General features: G+C 36.9%; 20 protein-coding genes, 1 pseudogene and 1 riboswitch. Of the genes and pseudogenes, 15 read left to right on the forward strand and 6 right to left on the reverse strand.

The features are described from left to right. The 5 genes from DZB84_RS25675 to DZB84_RS25055 all read left to right on the forward strand — a co-directional run. A partial coding sequence (locus DZB84_RS25675) for an IS3 family transposase (RefSeq protein WP_142759824.1) occupies window positions 1–81 on the forward strand: 81 nt, incomplete at its 5' end. Window positions 82–359: 278 nt separating this feature from the next. Then, on the forward strand, window positions 360–1331 hold the full coding sequence (locus tag DZB84_RS20815) for an NAD(P)H-dependent flavin oxidoreductase (protein WP_189655327.1): 972 nt from the start codon (window positions 360–362) through the stop codon (window positions 1329–1331). Between the two features lie 343 nt (window positions 1332–1674). Then, window positions 1675–2202 (forward strand): P-loop nucleotide/nucleoside kinase family protein, encoded by a 528-nt coding sequence (locus DZB84_RS20820; RefSeq protein WP_411266280.1) that lies wholly within the window; start codon window positions 1675–1677, stop codon window positions 2200–2202. Window positions 2203–2770: 568 nt separating this feature from the next. Beyond that, the gene (locus tag DZB84_RS20825; RefSeq protein ID WP_116354228.1) at window positions 2771–3076 is read left to right on the forward strand and encodes a DUF5634 family protein; all 306 of its coding nucleotides are present in this window, start codon (window positions 2771–2773) and stop codon (window positions 3074–3076) included. Between the two features lie 93 nt (window positions 3077–3169). Next, the gene (locus DZB84_RS25055; protein ID WP_189655328.1) at window positions 3170–3310 is read left to right on the forward strand and encodes a hypothetical protein; all 141 of its coding nucleotides are present in this window, start codon (window positions 3170–3172) and stop codon (window positions 3308–3310) included. Window positions 3311–3461: 151 nt separating this feature from the next. Here the strand turns inward: DZB84_RS25055 and DZB84_RS25060 are convergent, their stop codons facing one another. Next, entirely contained in the window at window positions 3462–3611 is a 150-nt protein-coding gene (locus DZB84_RS25060; RefSeq protein WP_189655329.1) for a hypothetical protein, read from the reverse strand. 18 nt (window positions 3612–3629) lie between these two features. Further along, the gene (locus DZB84_RS25485; RefSeq protein ID WP_262983989.1) at window positions 3630–3764 is read right to left on the reverse strand and encodes a hypothetical protein; all 135 of its coding nucleotides are present in this window, start codon (window positions 3762–3764) and stop codon (window positions 3630–3632) included. A 246-nt stretch (window positions 3765–4010) separates the two neighbouring features. On the opposite strand from DZB84_RS25485, the gene DZB84_RS20830 reads away from it, so the two are divergent. The 5 genes and pseudogenes from DZB84_RS20830 (at window position 4011) to DZB84_RS20850 (ending at window position 10578) form a co-directional block, all read left to right on the forward strand. Next, a complete protein-coding gene (locus DZB84_RS20830; RefSeq protein WP_116354229.1) occupies window positions 4011–4274 on the forward strand; it encodes a DUF1292 domain-containing protein in 264 nt (87 codons plus the stop codon). Window positions 4275–4282: 8 nt separating this feature from the next. Further along, window positions 4283–4660 carry a hypothetical protein gene (locus tag DZB84_RS20835; protein ID WP_116354230.1) on the forward strand — a complete coding sequence of 126 codons (378 nt, stop codon included), beginning with the start codon at window positions 4283–4285 and terminating at the stop codon, window positions 4658–4660. 9 nt (window positions 4661–4669) lie between these two features. Continuing rightward, a pseudogene (locus DZB84_RS20840) lies at window positions 4670–5938 on the forward strand (erythromycin esterase family protein). 377 nt (window positions 5939–6315) lie between these two features. Further along, window positions 6316–6400, forward strand: a riboswitch (cyclic di-GMP riboswitch). 168 nt (window positions 6401–6568) lie between these two features. Further along, the gene (locus DZB84_RS20845; RefSeq protein WP_189655330.1) at window positions 6569–8845 is read left to right on the forward strand and encodes an EAL domain-containing protein; all 2277 of its coding nucleotides are present in this window, start codon (window positions 6569–6571) and stop codon (window positions 8843–8845) included. 53 nt (window positions 8846–8898) lie between these two features. Next, a complete protein-coding gene (locus DZB84_RS20850) occupies window positions 8899–10578 on the forward strand; it encodes a diguanylate cyclase domain-containing protein (RefSeq protein ID WP_116354232.1) in 1680 nt (559 codons plus the stop codon). Between the two features lie 68 nt (window positions 10579–10646). Here DZB84_RS20850 and DZB84_RS20855 read toward each other — a convergent pair whose 3' ends face one another. Both DZB84_RS20855 and DZB84_RS20860 read right to left on the reverse strand, forming a co-directional pair. Continuing rightward, window positions 10647–11363, reverse strand: coding sequence for a 3-ketoacyl-ACP reductase (locus DZB84_RS20855; protein WP_116354233.1), 717 nt, complete (start codon window positions 11361–11363; stop codon window positions 10647–10649). 182 nt (window positions 11364–11545) lie between these two features. Then, window positions 11546–12136 (reverse strand): TetR/AcrR family transcriptional regulator, encoded by a 591-nt coding sequence (locus tag DZB84_RS20860; protein ID WP_116354234.1) that lies wholly within the window; start codon window positions 12134–12136, stop codon window positions 11546–11548. 646 nt (window positions 12137–12782) lie between these two features. Between DZB84_RS20860 and DZB84_RS20865 the strand changes: the two genes are divergently transcribed. The 5 genes from DZB84_RS20865 (at window position 12783) to DZB84_RS20885 (ending at window position 18917) form a co-directional block, all read left to right on the forward strand. After that, window positions 12783–13151 carry a hypothetical protein gene (locus tag DZB84_RS20865; protein ID WP_223254525.1) on the forward strand — a complete coding sequence of 123 codons (369 nt, stop codon included), beginning with the start codon at window positions 12783–12785 and terminating at the stop codon, window positions 13149–13151. Next, entirely contained in the window at window positions 13151–14710 is a 1560-nt protein-coding gene (locus DZB84_RS20870) for a sodium/solute symporter (RefSeq protein ID WP_411266281.1), read from the forward strand. The genes DZB84_RS20865 and DZB84_RS20870 overlap by 1 nt, the downstream gene beginning before the upstream one ends. Window positions 14711–14792: 82 nt before the next feature. Then, window positions 14793–16646, forward strand: coding sequence for a 6-bladed beta-propeller (locus DZB84_RS20875; protein WP_116354236.1), 1854 nt, complete (start codon window positions 14793–14795; stop codon window positions 16644–16646). Between the two features lie 110 nt (window positions 16647–16756). Then, window positions 16757–18352 carry a long-chain-fatty-acid--CoA ligase gene (locus DZB84_RS20880; protein ID WP_116354237.1) on the forward strand — a complete coding sequence of 532 codons (1596 nt, stop codon included), beginning with the start codon at window positions 16757–16759 and terminating at the stop codon, window positions 18350–18352. 241 nt (window positions 18353–18593) lie between these two features. Continuing rightward, a complete protein-coding gene (locus DZB84_RS20885; RefSeq protein ID WP_116354238.1) occupies window positions 18594–18917 on the forward strand; it encodes a hypothetical protein in 324 nt (107 codons plus the stop codon). 53 nt (window positions 18918–18970) lie between these two features. On the opposite strand, the gene DZB84_RS20890 is transcribed toward DZB84_RS20885, so the two are convergent. Then, window positions 18971–19183, reverse strand: coding sequence for a hypothetical protein (locus DZB84_RS20890; protein WP_116354239.1), 213 nt, complete (start codon window positions 19181–19183; stop codon window positions 18971–18973). Window positions 19184–19375: 192 nt separating this feature from the next. Continuing rightward, window positions 19376–20917: a LysM peptidoglycan-binding domain-containing protein gene (locus tag DZB84_RS20895; protein ID WP_116354240.1), complete on the reverse strand. Its 1542-nt coding sequence runs from the start codon at window positions 20915–20917 to the stop codon at window positions 19376–19378. Between the last annotated feature and the right edge of the window lie 121 nt (window positions 20918–21038).

The raw sequence follows: 21038 nt of genomic DNA on the forward strand, positions 1-21038 counted from the left end.
ATTTATTTCTATAATCACAATAGATATCAAAAACGACTAAACGGCCTCAGCCCTATGGAATATAGAGCTAAAGCCGCTTAGGTCATTTTTTATTATTTCCACTGTCTACTTGACAGGGGGCAGTTCAGAAGCCTGTGACTTTTTTGTGGAAGGGATTAGTTCACTATGGTGTGGATTATCGAAGAAAAGGATGACCAAATCCAACAAGGATCTGTCCCTCTAACCCAATAATTGAATCGATTCTTGAATCTTTTGTGACAACATCAAAATTATGATCTACTTTTAGGATTAGGTATTATATTTGTAACTATTCAATTGATATCCAGTCGTTACAATAAGCTTGAACGATAACAAAAATAATGAAATGGGGTATTCTTTTGAACTTTCCACAATTAAAAATAGGCCATATGGAGCCCAAGGTTCCAATTTTGCAAGGTGGTATGGGAGTAGGTATTTCTTTAAGCGGACTTGCTTCTGCTGTTGCAAATGCTGGAGGGATTGGTATTATTTCAGGCACTGGAATTAGTTTTGATGAATTGCGATATCACATAAGAAAGGCGAAAGAATCCATTCAGGATGGCGGATATATAGGAGTGAATGTTCTTTTTGCGATGAATGATTTTGCCGAAAAAATGAAAGTAGCTATTGAGGAAAAAGTTGATTTCATTATTTCAGGTGCTGGAATATCAAGAGATATGTATAGTTGGGGCAGAGAAGCTGGAATACCGGTTATCTCAATTGTGTCTTCAGCAAGACTTGCGAAAATATCTGAACGATTGGGAGCGTCTGCCGTTGTTGTAGAAGGCAATGAAGCCGGTGGGCACCTAGGTACCGAAAGACCTTTGTTCGAAATTTTGCCAGAGGTGGTAGAAGCCGTTAGGATACCCGTAATTGCTGCTGGAGGGATTATGACTGGGGAAGATCTTGCTCGTGCCATTCAAGTAGGGGCTTCCGGAGTACAAATGGGAACAAGATTTGTTGCTAGTAACGAATGTGATGCACCATTAACGTTTAAAGAAAAATATGTACAAGCGAAGAAAGAAGATACAGTTATGGTAAAAACAACGGTGGGATTAGAAGGTCGTGCAATAAAGAATCATTTTACTGAACTTATATCAGATAATAAAAAAGTAAAAATCAAGAAGTGTATTGATTGTCTAAAAGATTGCTCTTATCGCTTTTGTACAATGGATTCTATGATTACATCAATGAATGGGGATTGTGAGAATGGTCTTGTATTTGCAGGAGCAAGAGTGCATGAAATCAATGAAATCCTTCCTGTCAGAACGATCATCCACAATATTATGACTGAATACAAAGCCTGTATCTAAGGGCCCTATCCTGAAAAAGAGTAATGGAAGTTTTATGATAAGAGAGGTCAAAGTATTTTTCTTTAAAATTGTAGGCTATATTGCCTATCAATTTAACTAGATTAATATATTTGAATGCCGAATACATAGTCAAATGTGAAGTGTAAACAGTAATGTAGGTACATTTTAACTTGCATTTATTGGACACGTTATCATAAACGATTAGGAATACAAAGTTGTATTCGTTCCCTAATTTCTATATATATTCTGGGTACTTTGTTAAAATCAGCATATATTTGTGAAAAAGTGTATTGGAAGGAATGCTGCATGTACGTTTATTGAGGAATAATATATAGGGGTGTTTATGATGAAAGAACAATTCGGGGAAATAATAAACCAAAAAACTTCAAAGCCATTAATTATAATGATGTGTGGTGTCGCAGGTTCAGGGAAGACTACATATGCACAACAATTGGAGAGAGAAGGGTTTGTTCGTCTTTCGATTGATGAAGAAATCTGGAAGGTTAATGGACGTTATGGAATTGATTATCCTGCTGAGAAATATAACGATTATCAAATTGAAGCTGAAAGAAGACTTCGTAATCAATTGGTAAGGCTTATTCAGGATAAACGAAAGGTTGTTATTGATTTTAGTTTTTGGCAAAAGGCCAAACGAGTTGAATACAAACAGCTGATTGAAGAAGCTGGTGGTGAATGGAAACTTATTTATTTGAAAGTTAGTCCTAAAGTTATTCGCGAACGATTGAAAGGGCGAAGTAAAAGATTTGATGCAAATGCTGCCTTTCCGATCACCGAAGATACACTAATTTCTTATCTAAACGGATTTGAAGTACCTTCACAAGAAGGGGAAATTGTAATAGAGTCAACATAAAAAGTTTAATTTATGGAATGTACTAAAGGATTAGTTTAATTGAAAGATGGATTATATATATTCATAGGGATAGCTCGGTATCTGCAAGGCTTTTTTATTTAAAAAGCACCGCAAATTGCGATGCAAATAGAATATTACTAGGGTAAATTAGGTTTTTGCAATAGGAACGTAACCTTTAAAGGGAGTTCCCACCTCTCATCTCCTATAAACGTGTATCTTTTTTTGTTCGATTTCCATAATCTTTGAAACCAAGAATATACTTTCATAACATAATACAAAAACAAAAACGCTCTAATCGTCATTAGATCACACAGACCATAATTTATCCAGACCCATTTCTATAATATCAGAGTACTTATGGTACTCTGTTTTTTATTTTTTGGACAATCCTGTGGTCATCTACCAAATCCTCATTGTTTTCTATCCACTTTAATCATTATCACTAGATCTCAGTGTTCATTACATTTTTTACCATTAATGCAGCAGCTAAATCCGTATGAAGAAACACGGTTTAAATGAACGAAAGTATGGCATATTAAGGAAAAGAACTAGGAAGGGAGAATTTTTAGTGGATTATCTATCTCGTGAACAAATTATGAATGAACTACAGCAATCGTTTCAACCATATATAAATAAGTATGGAATTGAAAATATCGGAATTTTTGAAGAAGAAGGACAAGACGATCGCTACTATCTTGGATATACAACTCGAAAAGATGGAAAAACCCATCATATTCATCTGCCTTTTCAAAAAAATAATGATGGCTGGTTAGCCCCAATTGATAGTAAGTGGACAGTAGAATCAGACAATCCACAGGAAAAAGATCTAAAAGAATTTGAAGATCTAGATCATGTATTCCGCGAAATATACTAAAAAATATTTAGATTACATTTGTGAAAGACATAGAAAAAAGACGAACCTGATTAACCAAATAAGAGAGGCTAATTTACATTTCAGGAGGGTACTATGGATAAGAGTCAATATAATGATGATACCAATTTAATAAGAAAAGAAAATGAAACATTAGAAATAAGTTCAACAGGATATGGGTTAGAATCTGTTCGAAAAGAAAATGAAGATGAATACAAAGTGGAGCAAAAAAAATAGCCATTAACATCGGCAAAACGAGAACTGATTTTTAATGGGACAGCAAAATCTACATTAAAAGCCAATATTCAAAAAAACAACTCTTAATACGTAATAAGAGTTGTTTTTTTATTTTAAGTTTTGTGAAACGAAATAATTGAAAAAAGGGCTTTTAAATGCGGTCATCTTCCCATGCTCTATCATAATCTCTTACAATTTGACTTTCTGTTGAAGTATCTTCTTCTTGTTGAATTTGTTTGAACTCAACAAATTCCTGGTTTGCCTTAATTCCTTTTGCTGTGTTTATTTTTATGTACTTCAATTACGCTCATCCTTCCGTCTATTCCTTACTTTTCTCATTTAAATATAATGTTTTAATACCTTTTTCTTGATTAGGCAAATCAAAATGGGGAGCGGGATTAGATGAGTAGGTTTTGGTCAGATTTTTATTATTCGTTGGTCGTTTATTTTTCATTGGGCCCTCCTAGAATGGTTGAATGATGTTTTTAATGATTCAATTTTACAATGTGAGTTTAAAGCTATTTTTATTCCCGTGACGAAGATCATTTTGAATTGAAAATTTCAGTTCAAAAAGATTATCTATAATTACCTTGCCTTTTTTTCTTTTCGTATAAAAAATAACTTTGTCTACACAGTAGTTTGTTAACTAATTTCTTACGTTTAGGAAAAGATATGAATGCAAATTACAGGAGGTGTGTTCATGAATAGTGATGTGTATCGGGATAAAATTGTTGTTTTAGATGAGAACGGGGATGAAAAAGAGTTTTCGATTGAGGCCTTATTTGATATGAAGGATAAAACATATGCATTGTTACGTTCTGAACAGGATCAAAATCACACATTTGTCATGCAAGTGGAAAATACGGAGGATGGCCAGTTTTTAACAGGTATCAACGATTCATCCGAACGTGACATGGTACTAGATGCGTATGAGATAGCTGTTGATGCTAATCCCGCGGAGTAAGATTCCTTATGGAAAAAAACATCATTGCTGTTATCGATCCTCAAATGAGGAAACAAATAGAGGAAGAAATTGCAGGTTTTACCTTTACCAAAAATTTTCGATCTCCTTCTGCAGAGGAATGGTATGTTTTTTTACCGAACTATCAAGATCCGATTACCGGTGGTGCAGCTGGAAAGGTGATTATTCATTATAACTTATTTGATACAAAGGAAATCTTCATAAATACCACCATCATATTTGATGACCCTGTTTTACATCATTCGTCACTTCATCAACTTGTTTACGCCATTGCTGATGAGCTTGTAAACCGGTTGGTTGGATATGCGGATACTCTTCTTTCTGTTCATTCGGGTGAGAATTCGTATAATGCAGAATACAAGAACTGAGGGGTTCATATGGTTGATAAAATGATACAAGCGGTACAACAACATTCATTTCCAATTAGAAATCCTAAGGAGAATTTTGAACAACTTGTTACTTCTATAAAAAATGAGAAATACATTTTGTTAGGGGAATCCTCACATGGCACGTCTGAGTTCTACCAAATTCGAAAGGAACTCACGAAAAAATTAATCGTTGAAAAAGATTTTACCTTTATCGCTGTGGAAGGTGATTGGCCAGCCTGCCAAGAGGTGAATCGCTATATTAAAGGGTATTCAACTAAATATAACAATGCACGAGAAGTACTCATGTCATTTAAACGTTGGCCAACGTGAATGTGGGCAAATGAAGAAATCATTGACTTAATTGAATGGCTTAAAGAATATAACCAAGGAAAACCGAGTGAAAAAAAGGTTGGCTTTTATGGGATTGATATCTATAGCTTATGGGAATCCATGAATGAAATTTTAAAGTATTTAGAAAAACGAAACTCTCCTGATCTTGAGATCGCGAGAAAGGCGTTCGCCTGTTTTGAACCTTTTAATCGTGATGCAGAAAAGTATGCACTATCGTCTGCATTTTATTCCGAAGGCTGTCATGAAGAAGTTACGAAACTTTTAACGGAGATAAGTGTTAACAAACATATCTATCATGATTCAGAAGAAAGTAGTTTAAACGTAGAGGTAAACTCACTTATCACTGCTAATGCTGAAAACTACTATACAACAATGATAACGAATGATAATGAATCATGGAATATCAGAGACCGTCACATGGTTGAGGTCATCCATAAAATAGATTCCTTTTATAACCATCAATCCAAAGGAATCATCTGGGAGCACAACACACATGTTGGGGATGCACGTGCTACAGATATGGCGAATGAAGGAATTGTAAATGTCGGACAACTCTTGAGGGAGCAAGTAGGTTCTGAAAATGTGTATATTGTAGGTTTCGGTACACATCATGGTACGGTTATCGCAGCTAGTGAGTGGGGTGAAAACTTTGAAAAAATGAATACACCTCCCGCAAACACAGGAAGTTGGGAAGATCTACTATATAAAGCGGGGAATTACGATAAACTCCTACTTTTTACGGATAAAAACAGACATTTATTTGCTAACTCAATTGGCCATCGTGCAATTGGCGTTGTCTATCATCCACAATTTGAACATTATGGAAACTATGTCCCGTCTGTCATTTCTGAACGTTATGATGCGTTTGTATTTGTAAATCACACCAATGCGTTAACTCCACTTGAAGTATCAGGCGTGTTGATTTAACCAAATTTAGCAGAATCCATACTGATGGGATTAATGCAAAAGATATAAGTTGGAATAAAAACAAATTCGAACAAACTAAGCTAAAGTTGCCGAAAATTCTTCCATGCCTGACACCTAGTATTGTTAGAAGCCTTAAATACTAGGGTTGGGCTCTTTTTCGACTCATCTTACCCACTGACCTGCCCCTAAACACTTTCACAAATCATCAAAAAAAATGTGATAAAGAGCACAGATACTGGGAATTATTTTGGATATTCTTAGAAGGGTAGAACGTAATTTTGCATTTAATTGGTATTTTTAAAAACCTGTTGAATATAAAATCTTTTTCTACTATTATAAGTTAGTACTAAAGTAATACATATAGTGAATAAGTATTACATCGATAAAGGCAAACTTATCAAAAGATAGGGACGCAAAGCCACGAGCCTAACGCAATCATGCTATGGTAGTCGGGTTACCGAAATGATGGAGAGAAAAGGAAACTCCCGTTTTTCGGTGAAGTTTCTTTTTTTATTTACTGGCAATTTAATTAAATCTTAAGGTAAAGAACAGCTTCGCGCTGAGTAAAGACTGAAACTAATGAAAATGAATAAGACATACATCACTAGATTTTCCTGGGGGAGGAAAAGAATGAAATTATTAGATCGACTCCGAAAAAAACACCATGAGGTTGATTTAAAGAGAAAAAAGGGTATTGATGCTTATTTTGAGAGTCTTTCAAGTAGTAATATGGAAACATTTGTAGAGGACATCGCAACCACATTTAATAATAGTGAAAAGCTCGATTATTACCGGTTAATATCGAACCACTTAGGCTTGGCCTTATTTACTATTGATCTAAAAAACAAAGAAATAATCTATGTTTCTAGAAAAATTGAAGAAATTTTGGAAATTTCCAAAGAGAATTTAACAATCGAGTATTGGAAATCACTTTGGTATCAAGGGGGCACTATCGATTTTTCAGCAATTTATGCGAGATTAACCAAAGAAGGTAAAAATTCACACACTTATCGGATTATAACCCCAAGTGGTGCTGTTAAATGGATTAATGAAACCACAGTTGCCGTTAAAGATGAGATGGGGAATATCGGAAAAATTGTTGGAGTAATAGAAGATTGTACCAATGCTTTACATCTAGAACAGAAAATAAATTTTATCACCACACACGACGAACTGACGAATCTTCCAAACTTTTTAAACGGAAGTGAACATATACAAGAGGTCATTGAAAGCTATAAAACTACAAGAGAAAGATTTGCTTTGTTTTGTGTGAATTTAGATGGGTTTAGCCGCATTAATAATACATTAGGATTTAAAATAGCGGACGAAGCGTTTAAGCAATTATCCATTAAACTTGAAAAATACCTAAATAAAGGAGTTTTCCTTTTCCGTTCTCAAGGAGATGAATGGTACGCTGTTGTAGAATGCTCCATGAAGAATGAAGAGTATATGAGTCATGCGAAAGAGATTATTGATATTATTCAAGCTCCACTCCAAATTCAGGATTATTCGATTCGAATCACGGCTAGCATTGGAATTAGTGTTTATCCGGATGACGGACAAAATAAGGTTGAACTTATAAAAAATGCAAACACTGCATTAAAACGAGCAAAAAAGCATGGTGTAGCAAACTATCAATTATATGCTGCAAATATGAATATTGAATCCTTTAAAACCTTTCAATTAGAGACAGATTTACAGAGTGCAATTAAGAATGGTGAATTGTATATCGAATACCAGCCAAAAGTGGATGTGAAGTCGCAAAAAGCAACAAGTGCAGAGGCACTAATCCGTTGGAAACACCCACTATGGGGAGAAGTTTCACCATTGGAATTTATCACGATTGCAGAAGAAAGTAATTTTCACCGTGAAATATCAGAGTTTGTCATCGATACGGTAAGTAAGCAAGTGGGCCAATGGGAAGAGCAAGGTATTCAATTTAAGACGGTTTCATTTAATTTATCAGCTAAGGACTTTTTAAAAAGCTCCTTAATTAGTATATTAGAAACTACAATTAGTAGGTATCAGATCAATCCAAAACATCTGGAAATTGAGCTCACGGAAGGTACCTTGTTACAAGAAACAAGTGTTGTTCAGGATCAAATTGAGCAAATAAAAGCGATGGGCATTTCACTATCGTTGGATGATTTCGGGACGGGATATTCGTCCATCCATTATTTGAAGAAACTGCCATCTGATATCATAAAAATCGATCGTTCCTTTATTCAACACATTCATAAAAATGTAGAGGATAAAATAATCGTAAAATCGATTATTGAGCTTACAAAAGGATTAAATAAAACGGTCGTAGCAGAAGGGGTAGAAAATGAGGAACAATTTAGTATCCTGCAATCATTGGGATGTGACTTAATCCAGGGATACTACTACAGCAAATCGGTTTCCTCGAAAAGGATGACTGAACTTTTTAAAATGAGTCAGATAAAGCCTGCGAGCAGTAAGTCTGGGGCTCCAATGAACCGTCGTAAATATTATCGAGTAAGTTTTCCTTTCTTTCCGTTACATACCGAAATGACAATCGTATCCTTTAACGGAAAAGCTGTTACCCTTGGTACAACGGATGTGATGGTTTTAGACATTGGATTGGGTGGGTTACGGTTTGTAAGCCATTTAAAACTTAAGCCACATTCCGATATTTTGTATAACTTTAAGACAACTCTTTTGGGTAAGGAAACGATTTTAAACGGAACAATCGTTCGGTATAATGAGAAAGAGCAAGACATGTTTGAATATGGTGTAGAGTTTCAAATGGAGGAATCTGATCGGGATGAATTGGCATCAATTTTAAATAAAATCTCATTACAAATGAAGCAAAATCCGCTGTTTAATGATGGGGATTTTATTGACGAAAATCCAAGTAGCTATCTTTCAAAAATACAAAGGCGCTAACCATGGTGATTTTCGAAAAGGAACAAACGATACCAACAAAATGGAGATGACGAATGCAGGAACTACAAAATCAATTTTTACATCAAGTCATAATGGAAGGTATTAAGGAACCATTGTTTATTGTAAAAGTAGGGGATGATACAGAGTTCTATTATGAATGTCTGAATCATACAGCGATGGAGAAAACAGGTTTAAACGAAAAAATAATCGGAAAATCCATCTCAGAAGTTTATCCGAAAGAAAGAGCGGATTTCCTTAATAAACAATATAGACTTGCGGTTTCAAAAGCAGAAAGTATAAAATATACAGATTCATATAATTCGTTACTTGGGGAGAAGTATTATTCTGAAACGACAGTAACGCCACTACTAGATAGGGTTACTAATCAATGTACCCATGTTATTGCACATGTTCATGATATAACGGAGAAGAAGTGGGGAGAATTCGAACTACGGGAATATTGGAAAAAGGTAAATGAGAGCAATCAGAAGTACAGTTCCCTTTATAAGAATAATTCGGATGCTATTATCACATTTAATATCGACGGTGACATCATAGAAGGTAATAATAAGGTTGAAGCCCTAACCGGTTATAGCATGGATGAGATTGCATATTCTGATTTATCTGCTTTATTCGATCAGAAAAATGTTGAGTTATTGCAAGCGAATTTTAAGAAAGCTATAGAAGGTGAGCTATTAGATTTTTCATTAATCATGAACAAGAAAACGGGAGAGCAAATCGAGCTTGTTGTGAAATTCACCCCAATTATTGTAAATAACCAAGTCGTTGGGATTTTTTCCATGATGAAGGATATCACAAACCTCATCCACATCACACGAAAATATATGGATACAAAACAACGTCTTAAGATTATTACCGAAAAATCACAAGACTTGATCACAATTCTGGACCCACACGGATTCATCGTTGATGCTTCCCCGTCTCATAAACATATATTAGGCTATGAGCAAGAGGAATTAATAGGTAAACATTTTACTTATAATATTCATCCTGAAGATAAATCTCTTTTAGAGGAAACGATCTTACATGCGATTCATATGGACAAGTCCGGAAGAATTCATATAAGAAAAAAGCATGCGGTTAACGGGTGGATGTGGTTTGATATGAAGGCAACGCCTGTTTTTAATGAAGATAATGAATTCATTTATATGGTTTGTGTATCAAGCGATATTCAATCACAAATGGATTATGAATTAGAACTGAAGCATCTTGCATTCCATGATTCGATGACGAATTTGCCGAATCGAAGGTATTTAAAAGATTTCTTGAAAAAATCCGTAGATGATTACGTAAATAACAAGATAAATGGACTTGTCGTTGGAATGATGGATCTCGATCATTTTAAATCGATAAATGATGAAATGGGACATGATGCTGGAGATGCTGTCATCATTGAATTTGGGAATAGAATCAGAAAAAATCTGAGGAATATTGATTTTATTGCACGTCTAGGTGGCGATGAATTTGTCATTGTATTACCTGATACCCAAGAAGTCGAAATAGGGAACATACTTGAAAATATACAGAAGACTATACACGAACCTTGGTTCATTGGTGATAAAACGTTCCATTTAACAACAAGCATTGGGATTGGAATTGTACCTAAAGATGAAATCTCGATTTCCTCCATATTAAAAACGGCTGACATTGCTCTATATGAAGCAAAAGAAGCGGGGAGAGACACCTATAAAATAATAACGATGGGGACATAGGTACAGTTACCGTCCCAGAACGAAAAAACCTAAACGCAAATTTGTGTTTAGGTTTTTTGTTGGAATGATTAAGGATTTGTCGACCAAAGTCCTGCATGTTTTAACACAACACGTGGATGAAGCTTTAGTTGAGCAACCATTAATTCTGCTAAATCTTCTGGTTGCATCACTTTTTCTGGATTGCCGTCTGTTAAATTAAGCTCGACCGCCATATCAGTAGCAACCGTACTTGGTGTTAACGTTGTTACTCGAATATTTTTCTTGCGCACTTCAAGCATTAAGGACTCACTTAGTCCGATAACAGCAGCCTTTGAAGCTGAGTATGCACTTGTAACGGGTGCCCCTTTTTGACCAGCAGTTGATGAAATATTAATGATGTCCCCAGTGTTACGTTCTAACATTTCTGGTAAGACTGCACGGGTAGTGTAGTACACACCTTTTACATTGACATCGATGATATTGGTCCATTCTTCAGGGGTTAAGTCCATGAAACTGCCGAATTTTGAAATGCCGGCATTGTTTACTAAAATATCGATTGCACCAAGTTCTCCTCGAATGGATTCAACCGCTTGGGTAATCGAATCTAAATCCGCTACATTTGCTGCAGCGAATGCTACCTTCACATCATATTGTTTAAGTTCATCTGCTACTTTTTGTACGTTTTCAAGCGTTCGTCCCACTAGGCCTACGTGAATACCTTCTTGTGCAAAAGCAATTGCTGTTGCTCGTCCAATTCCTCTGCCTGCTCCAGTAATTAATGCCACTTTTCCTGCAATGGTTTGCATGTACTTCGCTCCTTTTGATTGAGATCATTTTATTATACATGAAATTTCATTTCGATTCATATGGTGCATCACATTGCATGAATGTATTCGGGTTACCGAATTTATTGGAGCAGAGAGTAACTTTTTTCATGTTGGAGTTTAAAGAAATCTTTTAAACTTCCTTAATAAGAAGTCGAATTTTCCTACTTCAAAATTCCGTGTAAGACCATCTCCATTGCTTCATCTAACACTTCCTTAGGGACCTCTTCGCCTTCCCAATAAATCCATCTCATCCCGATAAACTGACCGATGCCCATTAAATTATAAGCCAACGCTTCGTGATTTAGTGACTTAAATTCACCAGTTTTATCAGCTTCTTTTAAAACTCTAATATAACCAGATGCTAATTTCTCGTAGTACCAGCGATATAAATCCTTATCAACAATAACTGCCTGGAAAACAATGCTGTATAAGTTTCGGTTTTCGCTTACCCACTCAAAAAACGCTTCAAAACCTCTCCGATGCACATCGACTAGAGGTGATTTATCGATCGCCTGTTTAATATAAAGGCGTAGATCCCGACTCATTTGCTGAACTAATTCATCATATATAGCCTTTTTCGAAGGAAAATACTTATAGATAGTCCCTTGTGCAACATTTGCTTCTTGGGTAATATCGACAATTGACGCTTCAAAATACCCCTTGGTACCAAACACCTTTTCAGCCGCTTTTAATAGTTTTCTTCGTGTGTTTAACCCCTTTTTCGTTAATGTTTTTTCAGTTTTAAGTGACATGTGAATCACCTCTTATTTAATTTTATGTTAACCATTCCCTCATGCATATGGATAAGCGAAATAATATCAAGTGAAAATATGAAGTAACAATTTTGGGAGTTTTCTGATTTAATCATATCGTAATTGGCAGCAAAAGTTAAGATTTCCTTATTTTAAGGGCTTGAAAGGTTTGAAAAATAGTCGGAATAGGAGAACTAAAATGTGAAAGTACTTTCTGAAATATAGGAAATGCAGGATGATGAATCATGGAAAAAAACTTTATTGAAAATATTAGGAAAATTTAGTATAATCAAAAATTGAAAAGTGATTCACTTTTCACAAATGGAAAACGGACAAATTAGTTGACGAAGAAAGGGGGAAGAAACGACAAAAATTAATGGATATAACAAAGGAGATTTTTGTAAAAAGGTTATTTTGACAGGTCCATCGTTTAAATTACTTTGAAGGCAGGGGGTGAGTCACAAGGGGGGATTTTACAATTACTTTCCAACGAAAAAGTAAATAATGATGAATTTATTTTTCAATTGAGTTCCAGGTGCTGTGAAAGAAGTTTGGGGATTTAGATTAATGAAAAAGCCGGCTACATACGTGTTTTGACTGGGTGATCCCGGCAAAGCTACAAAATACAAAGGGAGTTGAAGCTGATTTGAAAGAAAAAGAATTTGTCATGACAGATGAGCCGTGTGAAACGATTGACATCAAAAAGCTCCAAAAACTGGATAGGGAAACAAGGTATATTGTTAGGTCCGAATTTCGAACCGGGTTATCATTGACCATTATTTATTTTGTCTTTATTTTTTCGGTTCCGGTGATGAACTGGTTTAAACCGGATTGGGCTTTTGCCAAGTTGTTCGGCGGAATGTCGGCCAGCTGGTTTTTAACTTCGATAATTGCCATGGTCATGGCCTTTATCATTGCTTATGTGCACACGAAGCTCTATGAGAGATGGGAAAAGAAAGTTCAGACTATCACGCCTTCAGCCGGAAATAAAGTAGAGAAGGAGACTGTTGTATGATGCAATTACTTGACCCCAAATATCTTTTTACCATTCTTCTCCTTGGAACTATTGTCTATATTACCTATCTTTCAAAAAGGAATGATAGTGCAAGTGACTTTTTCGTTGGTGGGCGTGTATTTGGATGGTTTACAAATGGTTCGGCCATTGCTGGAGACTATTTGAGCGCTGCGACATTTCTTGGGTTAGCAGGTCTCACCTTTGCGATTGGTTATGACGGTGCCTTTTATACATTTAGCTTTTCAATCGGGTTAACACTTTTGGCACTATTTGTTGCTGGTCCCTTGCGACGATTGGGAGCGTATACAGTAGCCGATTTTGTTGCGTATCGCTTTCACAGCAAACGAGCCAGGATTATCGCAGTAGTCGTTGTTTTGGCTATTTCAGGTTTCTATGCAGCACCGCAGTTGCTAGGAGCAGCATCTATTTTAAGCATGTTTTTCGGGATTTCCTATGAATTTGGGATTATCTTTACAAGTGTTGTCATGATTTTCTATGTCGGAGTCGGCGGAATGAAAGGAACGACATTAAATCAGGCATTGGAGCTTTGGATCCGATTGGGGGCTTTTATCGTTATGGTTGCGGCTGCCATTTATGGCGGTTTCCACTATCAGAAGATTTTGCTGACCATTAGTGAATTCAGTGGAGCCATCATAAACACAGGAGCCTTTACAGCAGACGGAAAAGATATTGTTTTTAACGGGGAAACCTGGTACAAATCCGGTGCATTTAATCCGAACTTTTGGCACAGCGTTTCCATGGTAATCGGGCTCGCACTGGGAGTAATCGGGTTGCCACATATTTTATTGCGTTTTTACACAAATCCAAATGCCAAAGCTGCGCGTAAGTCTGCGGTTATGTCGATTGGCATCGCCAGTTTATTCTTTGGGCTTGCCGTGTACCTCGGTGTTGTTGGCCGAGCAATCTTTTTAGAAGGGAATGCAAGTCCGGAGGTTATGAAGAACTTACTTACCGGCGGTGATAACATGGTGATTCCGTCCATTGCGACAGCGCTTGGGGGGAAATGGCTTCTAGGATTCGTTATTGCAGGCGCTTTTGCTGCCATTTTCTCGAACTTGTCCGGACTGTTTATTGCCAGTTCGGGAGCGATCGCCCATGATTTGTATGCAAAGTTTTCAAAGAAAGAATTAACGGAAAAACAACGTGTACGTGCTGGGAAATGGGCAATTTTATTTCTCGGAGTGTTTTACGGAATTCTTGGTTTATTGGTCAAGAATGCGTCAATCGGTCACCTTGTAGCCCTTGCATTTACCGTCGGGGCAAGTACCTTTGCACCTATTTTTATACTTGGTATATGGTGGCGGGGCATCACTGAAAAAGGAGCAATCGCTGGTCTGACGATGGGTCTTTTGGCTTCCATGTTCATGATCTTTTTCTCATCCGTTCTACCAGAAGCGTTGCAGTTTAGAGTTCCTGGCATCATTACTGTTCCTATCGGCTTCTTATCCGTCTATGTCGTATCAAAACTGGATAGAAAAGTGCCGGCAGACGTGAACTCGTTCATGCGGAAGGTTCATGCAAAAGAAGAAGTCGCGTAAGAAATATGGGATATTCCTAGCCAAGCCTAAGTAGCGGCTTTTAGTAATTGGGAGTGATGTTCAAAACTAGGGGGAAAACAAGATGAATCAAAGCGCTAAACGGTTTGGAAAAATATTGCCTTCCATTTTAATCGCATTTTTACTATTTAGTGGAACAGTTAGTGCTCATTCTGTTGTTGACATTTGGGGAGAGGCTACTGAAGGAACGGGGGTCATTTTTAATACGCCCGTAGCGATGGCGAAGGACGCAAGTGGAAACATTTATGTAGCTGATATGAGTAATCATAGAATTGTCAAGATGGATCAAGACGGAAAAGTCATTAAAAAGTTCGGAAAGCTAGGTAGCGCAAACGGAGAATTTAATACGCCATTTGGTGTAGCAATTGACAATAATGGAAATATTTTAGTTGGCGATACGGGAAATAATCGTATCCAAAAGTTTGATTCTAATTTCAATTTTATTAAGGCTTGGGGGTCCCGTGGCTCAGGGAATGGACAGTTTGGTCTAGCTAGAGAAATTGCCATTGATAGTCAAAATCGTTATCATGTTACCGATGAATTTCATGATCGTATTCAGGTGTTTGATCAAAATGGAACTTACTTATATCAATACGGTAGTCGAGGAACGGCAAATGGCAAATTTCGCTTACCTCAGGGAATCGCTATAAAACAAGATACAAATGGTGATAAAGTATATGTTGTCGACACTTTTAACCATCGTGTACAAATTTTAGACGTAAATGGGAATTATCTTGGACAAATTGGTGCAACTGGTCAGAGTGGAGATAGTGGAAGCCGATTTTTTTATCCTAGAGGAGTCAACTTGGATACAAATGGAGATGTCTATATTGTAGATACAACAAATCATAAAATTAAGAAATATAATAGCAACCACCAATATCAATATTCGACAGACTTAGGTATTTATAATTTGGAACCTAGTTTCCCTTCTCAAGTATTGCCGCTTGGAAATGGTTACTTTATCGTTTCTGATACAGGGAATAGTCGATTAATAAAATTTAGAGGGTATTCAACCTATGCTTCTGTTCAATCCTATTTAGGAAATTTACGGAACGCTGATGGCGTGTTTTCAGAGCCTGTAGGAATTGCGGTTGACAATAACGATCACGTTTATGTTACCGATACCTTTAACCATCGTGTGCAAAAATTCGATAATAATGGAAGCCTCTTAGGTAAATGGGGTGGCAACAACGGAAATGGTGGTCCTTCAGCTTACGGGATTAACTATTGGCAGTTTATCGCTCCAAAGCAGATAACATTTAATAAGAAGTATAATGAGATCGTCATTGCTGATACAGGAAATTCTCGAATCCAAGTATTTAGTCAAAACGGTTCATGGTTATCTAACTTTGGTTATTATAATTTAAGCTTTCCTATGGGTGTAACGACAACAAGTGACGGCTATTATTATGTCGCTGATACTGGAAATAATCGAGTCGTAATGTTTAATCCCTTTGGCTATTTTGTAAGAAGTTGGGGATCAGAAGGATTGGGAGATGGCCAGTTTAGACAACCAACATTTATTACAGTGGACTCTCATGATAATCTTTACGTTGTCGACAGATACAATAGTCGAATCCAAAAGTTTGATCAATCAGGAAAATTTATTACTAAGTGGGGGACGAATGGTGGGAACCCACAAATTGATCCGTTAGACAATTGGGGTGAAGGAAACGGAGATCTATTCCTCCCGGTTGGCATTGCAGTGGATCAAAATGATAATGTTTATGTCGCTGATTCATCAAATAATCGCGTACAAATGTTTAGTTCAAACGGAACATATTTAGATACGATTGGGCAATTTGGTGGAGAAGATCAAAATTTCTTTTCTCCTCAAGGAATTGCTGTAGGGGCAAATGGTGACATTTATATTGCTGATACGCTATTGAATCGAGTTGTTAAATTCAGACCATAAAACACCCTATTGCTACGCATGCACTTACCTATGCAAAAAACGAGAGTTATTTTCAGATGATTCAATATAGTTTGATATACCCTAAAACTAGATTCATTGGAGGAGTTAACATGTACGTACCGTTACTATTGACAGATTTTTTAGATCGAGCCGTTAAGCTATATGGAGATAAGACGGCAGTCATTGATGACGAAAAGGTTGTCACGTATTTTGAACTGAATGAAAGAGTAAACAGACTCTCCCATGGGTTGAAAGAACTGGGGGTCGAAAAAGGGGACCGGGTTGCTATCTTGGCACCGAATACGTTGGAAATGCTAGAAGGGTTCTACGGAGCATTTCAATTGGGAGCCGTTACTGTCCCGCTAAATATTCGGTTAAAACCAAATGATTATTTGTTTATTTTAAACCATAGCGAAACGAAAGTATTATTTGTCGATTGGGAATTGTACGATCTTATCGACCCAGTCAGAGATCAGTTAAATGTTGAGCAGATCATTGTCCACGGAGGAGGCAACATCAAACTTGAAGAAGATGATCTTGATTACGATAAGTGGATGGTCAAATTTCCGGAAAAGCCGTTTGAACGTGCAGAAATGGACGAAAGAGATATTGCCAGCCTACTATACACAAGTGGCACGACAGGAGACCCGAAAGGTGTTATGCTCACTCACCGAAATAATTACATTCAAGCCCTTCAAGTAATGCATCATTTACGTGTAAGTGATCAGGATGTGCTGCTTCATGTGTTGCCAATGTTTCATGTCAATGGTTGGGGCTCGATATTTTATTACACAGGCAATGGCTCTACTCAGGTCATGTTAAGAAAAACCCGTCCCAATATCATCTTTGAGAAGTTGCAAAAGCATGGCGTGACGATTATGCACATGGCGCCTACTGTACTAAATTCACTGTTACAATACTACGATCAAAATAAACTAAATTTAGGTCAAAATCAAAATGTAAGGGTTATCATTGGCGGTTCCGCACCACCTATTACGTTTGTTGAAAAAGTGGAGGATGAAATGGGGTGGGAATTCATTCAGATTTATGGAATGACAGAAACGTCCCCACTGACTCTAACGTCCATTATCCGGGCCCAACATTTGGATGAGCCAAAAGAAGTACAATACCGGATGAAATCAAAAGCAGGCTATCAAATGTTTTTAACAGAAGTGAAAGTGTTCAATGAAAAAGGTGAGGAAGTAGCACCTAACGGTCAGGAAATTGGAGAACTGGTCATCCGGAGCAACGGTGTAATGGAAGGCTATTGGAAAAATGAAAAGGCAACAAATGAGGTTATCAGGAATGGCTGGTTTCATACCGGTGATATGGGAGTCGTCGACAGTGACGGAAATATCGAAATTGTAGACAGGAAAAAAGATGTTATTATCAGTGGCGGAGAAAATATATCGTCCATTGAAGTGGAAAATATCTTGTACGAACATCCAGCGGTAGTGGAAGCAGCCGCAATCTCCATCCCTCACGAAAAATGGGGAGAAACCCCACATGCCGTTGTGGTTGTACGCGATGGAGAAGAGGTAACAGAAGAGGAAATCATAACCTTTGCAAGGGAACGGCTCGCTCACTATAAAGCACCAACATCAGTCAGCTTTGTAAAAGAGCTGCCTAAAACAGGTTCCGGAAAAATACAAAAGGCACATTTGCGAAACGAATTTTGGAAAAACATGAGCAAAATGATTAACTAAGAAGGTAAGTGGAGCACTCAGTTGAAATACAGGTGTGTTGATTAAAGATCATAAAAATGAATAGTTTTAAATAAACAATTTGTACAGTTAAAGGTTCCAGTTATGATTGGAACCTTTTTATATAGATTCAATTAAGTTTTGTTATCCGATTTTAAAAATTTTTATCTCAAGCTAAGACATAAAAATTACCACATATAATGTTTTTGTCTCGTCCACACACTATAGTGAGGAGGGAAGCAAAATGAACTATATGCAACTACTGTCATCCTTACTTAATAGGTGGGGTGGTAAAAAATCAATGAAATTATTCAAACGAAAACAGAACAATAAAGGGTGGATTTGGATTTCTATTTTAGGAGTAGCAATCCTTAGTATATTTGGAAGTAGAAATAGCCGAGTCAATCAAGAAGTTCAAAAGAGATTTCAGCAAGCAACAAATTCATTTCAAAGTTCCTCTAAAATAAGAAGAAATCCTTTTGATGTGAACTTCGATATAGCCACAGAAATAGCTAAAGAAATTAAACCTGAATTTGAAACCCAAACTCAACTAGAAAAGAATAAATAAATATATCAAATGGCTGGAATCCATTTTCTCCAGCCATTTTTTTACATCATATTCTAATTATGTATTTGTTGTTGAACCTGTTGTATAATCTGTTGCGCTTTTTCTAGTTCATTTTGGGCAAAATGACATGCTTCGGATTCGATACTGTTCGAATTAACTTGTTTTAGATGAAAATGTGCTTGATGAATAATATCTTGAGCTTCCTGTAATTTGCTTTTAAAGTTCAAGGCAGTTCTTCCCTTCTTTAAATAGTTCTCTTTTATCATGTTGTGCTACTCTTCATTTTTTCTGTACTGTTTCAGAAGAATTAGAAGTGGGTATTGTATGACTTTTATCAGTCTTTGTGTCCCAGATACTATACTTAATCTTATTTTGTGAGTTGTTATTGTTTTTAGCCATTTTCTTTAACCTCCCATAAAAATTGTTTAGATATAAGCTACGAGTAATAGGGTTATTCTTTAAAAAGCAAACACATGGTTCCCAATCGTAGTTGAGACTGTACGGCTTCTCAGATAGGAGCTTGATGTTTTATTAGGGTTGTAAAAAAATAAGGCTCCATTTGTTGGATCTTCTCCACTTATAGCTCGTTTGGCTGCTTCGATATGTTGGGCATTCGGAGTGGCCGTTTTTATAACACCCGTTTCTGCTGGTGTAAATTGATAATACCCATTGCTTTTTTCAAACAAAACATCTTTTACGGTATTAGGGAATAAAGGACTTTTTACCCGATTCATGATAACTGCACCAACGGCAATTTGCCCTTGAAGTGATTCACCTCTTGCCTCACTATAGATCATTTTTGCTAACCACTCGACATCTTCTTGGTTATAGGCTGACTGTTGTTTGGAAGCGATCGATTTTTTAGCCGGTGTCTTCGAACTACCAGAAGGAATGGCTAACTCCTGACCAACCTCTAATAAATTTGATGATAAATTGTTGGCTCTCTTAATCGCATCAATTGACGTTCCATTTCGAGTAGCAATACTGTATAACGTATCTCCGGGAGCAACTTGATAAGTAGATTCACTAGTTGGAGCTGGAGTCACCGTACTGCTAGAAGGGAGCGTCAAAGTCTGTCCAATACTTAATATATCGGAAGACAGTTGATTGGCCTTCTTAATACCATCCACTGAAGTGCCATGCCGTTGCGCGATACTGTATAACGTATCCCCCGAAACTACTTGATGAGTGGTAGTAGAAGCTTGGCCAGAAGATGATGCAACACCAGAAGGCATCGTCAACGTCTGTCCAACACTTAATATATCGGAAGACAGTTGATTGACCTTCTTGATACCATCCACCGAAGTGCCATGCCGCTGCGCAATACTGTATAATGTATCCCCCGAAACCACTTGATAGGTTGTAGTCGTTTGAGTAGGAGATGAAGTATCACCAGAAGGCATCGTTAACGTTTGCCCAACACTTAATACATCGGAAGACAGTTGATTGACCTTCTTGATGGCATCCACTGAAGTGCCATACTGCTGTGCAATACTGTATAACGTATCCCCGGAAACAACTTGATATGTATTGTGAGTAGGGATTGCCATTGGTATACCGCCAGAAGGAATCGATAATGTCTGCCCAACTTGTAGAAGATCTGAAGTTAAATGATTGGCCTCTTTAATGGCATTCACTGTTGTGCCATACAGTTGTGCAATACTATATAGTGTATCACCAGCGGTAACCGTATAAGATAAAGAGGCAGTATGTGAAGGTGTGCTTGTTTTCTTTGCTGCAGATGCTTTATCTGCAGGTAATGCACCAATGCCTAGAATGGAAAATAGGATTCCTCCAGCCATCACTTTCACAGTTTTAATTTTTAAAGAAGGCAGCTTTCTTTTGATAAAGCTAATTGCTTCATTTTTTAAGCTTGTCTCCTGCACGTTTGAAATCGACCCTAATTCTGCAGAGAATTCTGTTGTGTTTTCATTCATATATAAGACAACTTCAATTCCATTTTCTGTTTCATTGATTTTATAATGAGTAAAAGTCTCCATGTCATTCACCCTCCATTTACTTTACTATCCCCAAAACGTAAACCAAATAATAAGAAAATAGTCTGCTTTTCATAATTGGGACAAAGTATTCATTTTTATAATTTTCAGTTTATTTACTTGT

Source organism: Bacillus sp. HNG (genome assembly GCF_003400205.1).
GTDB lineage: Bacteria > Bacillota > Bacilli > Bacillales > Bacillaceae_L > Ferdinandcohnia.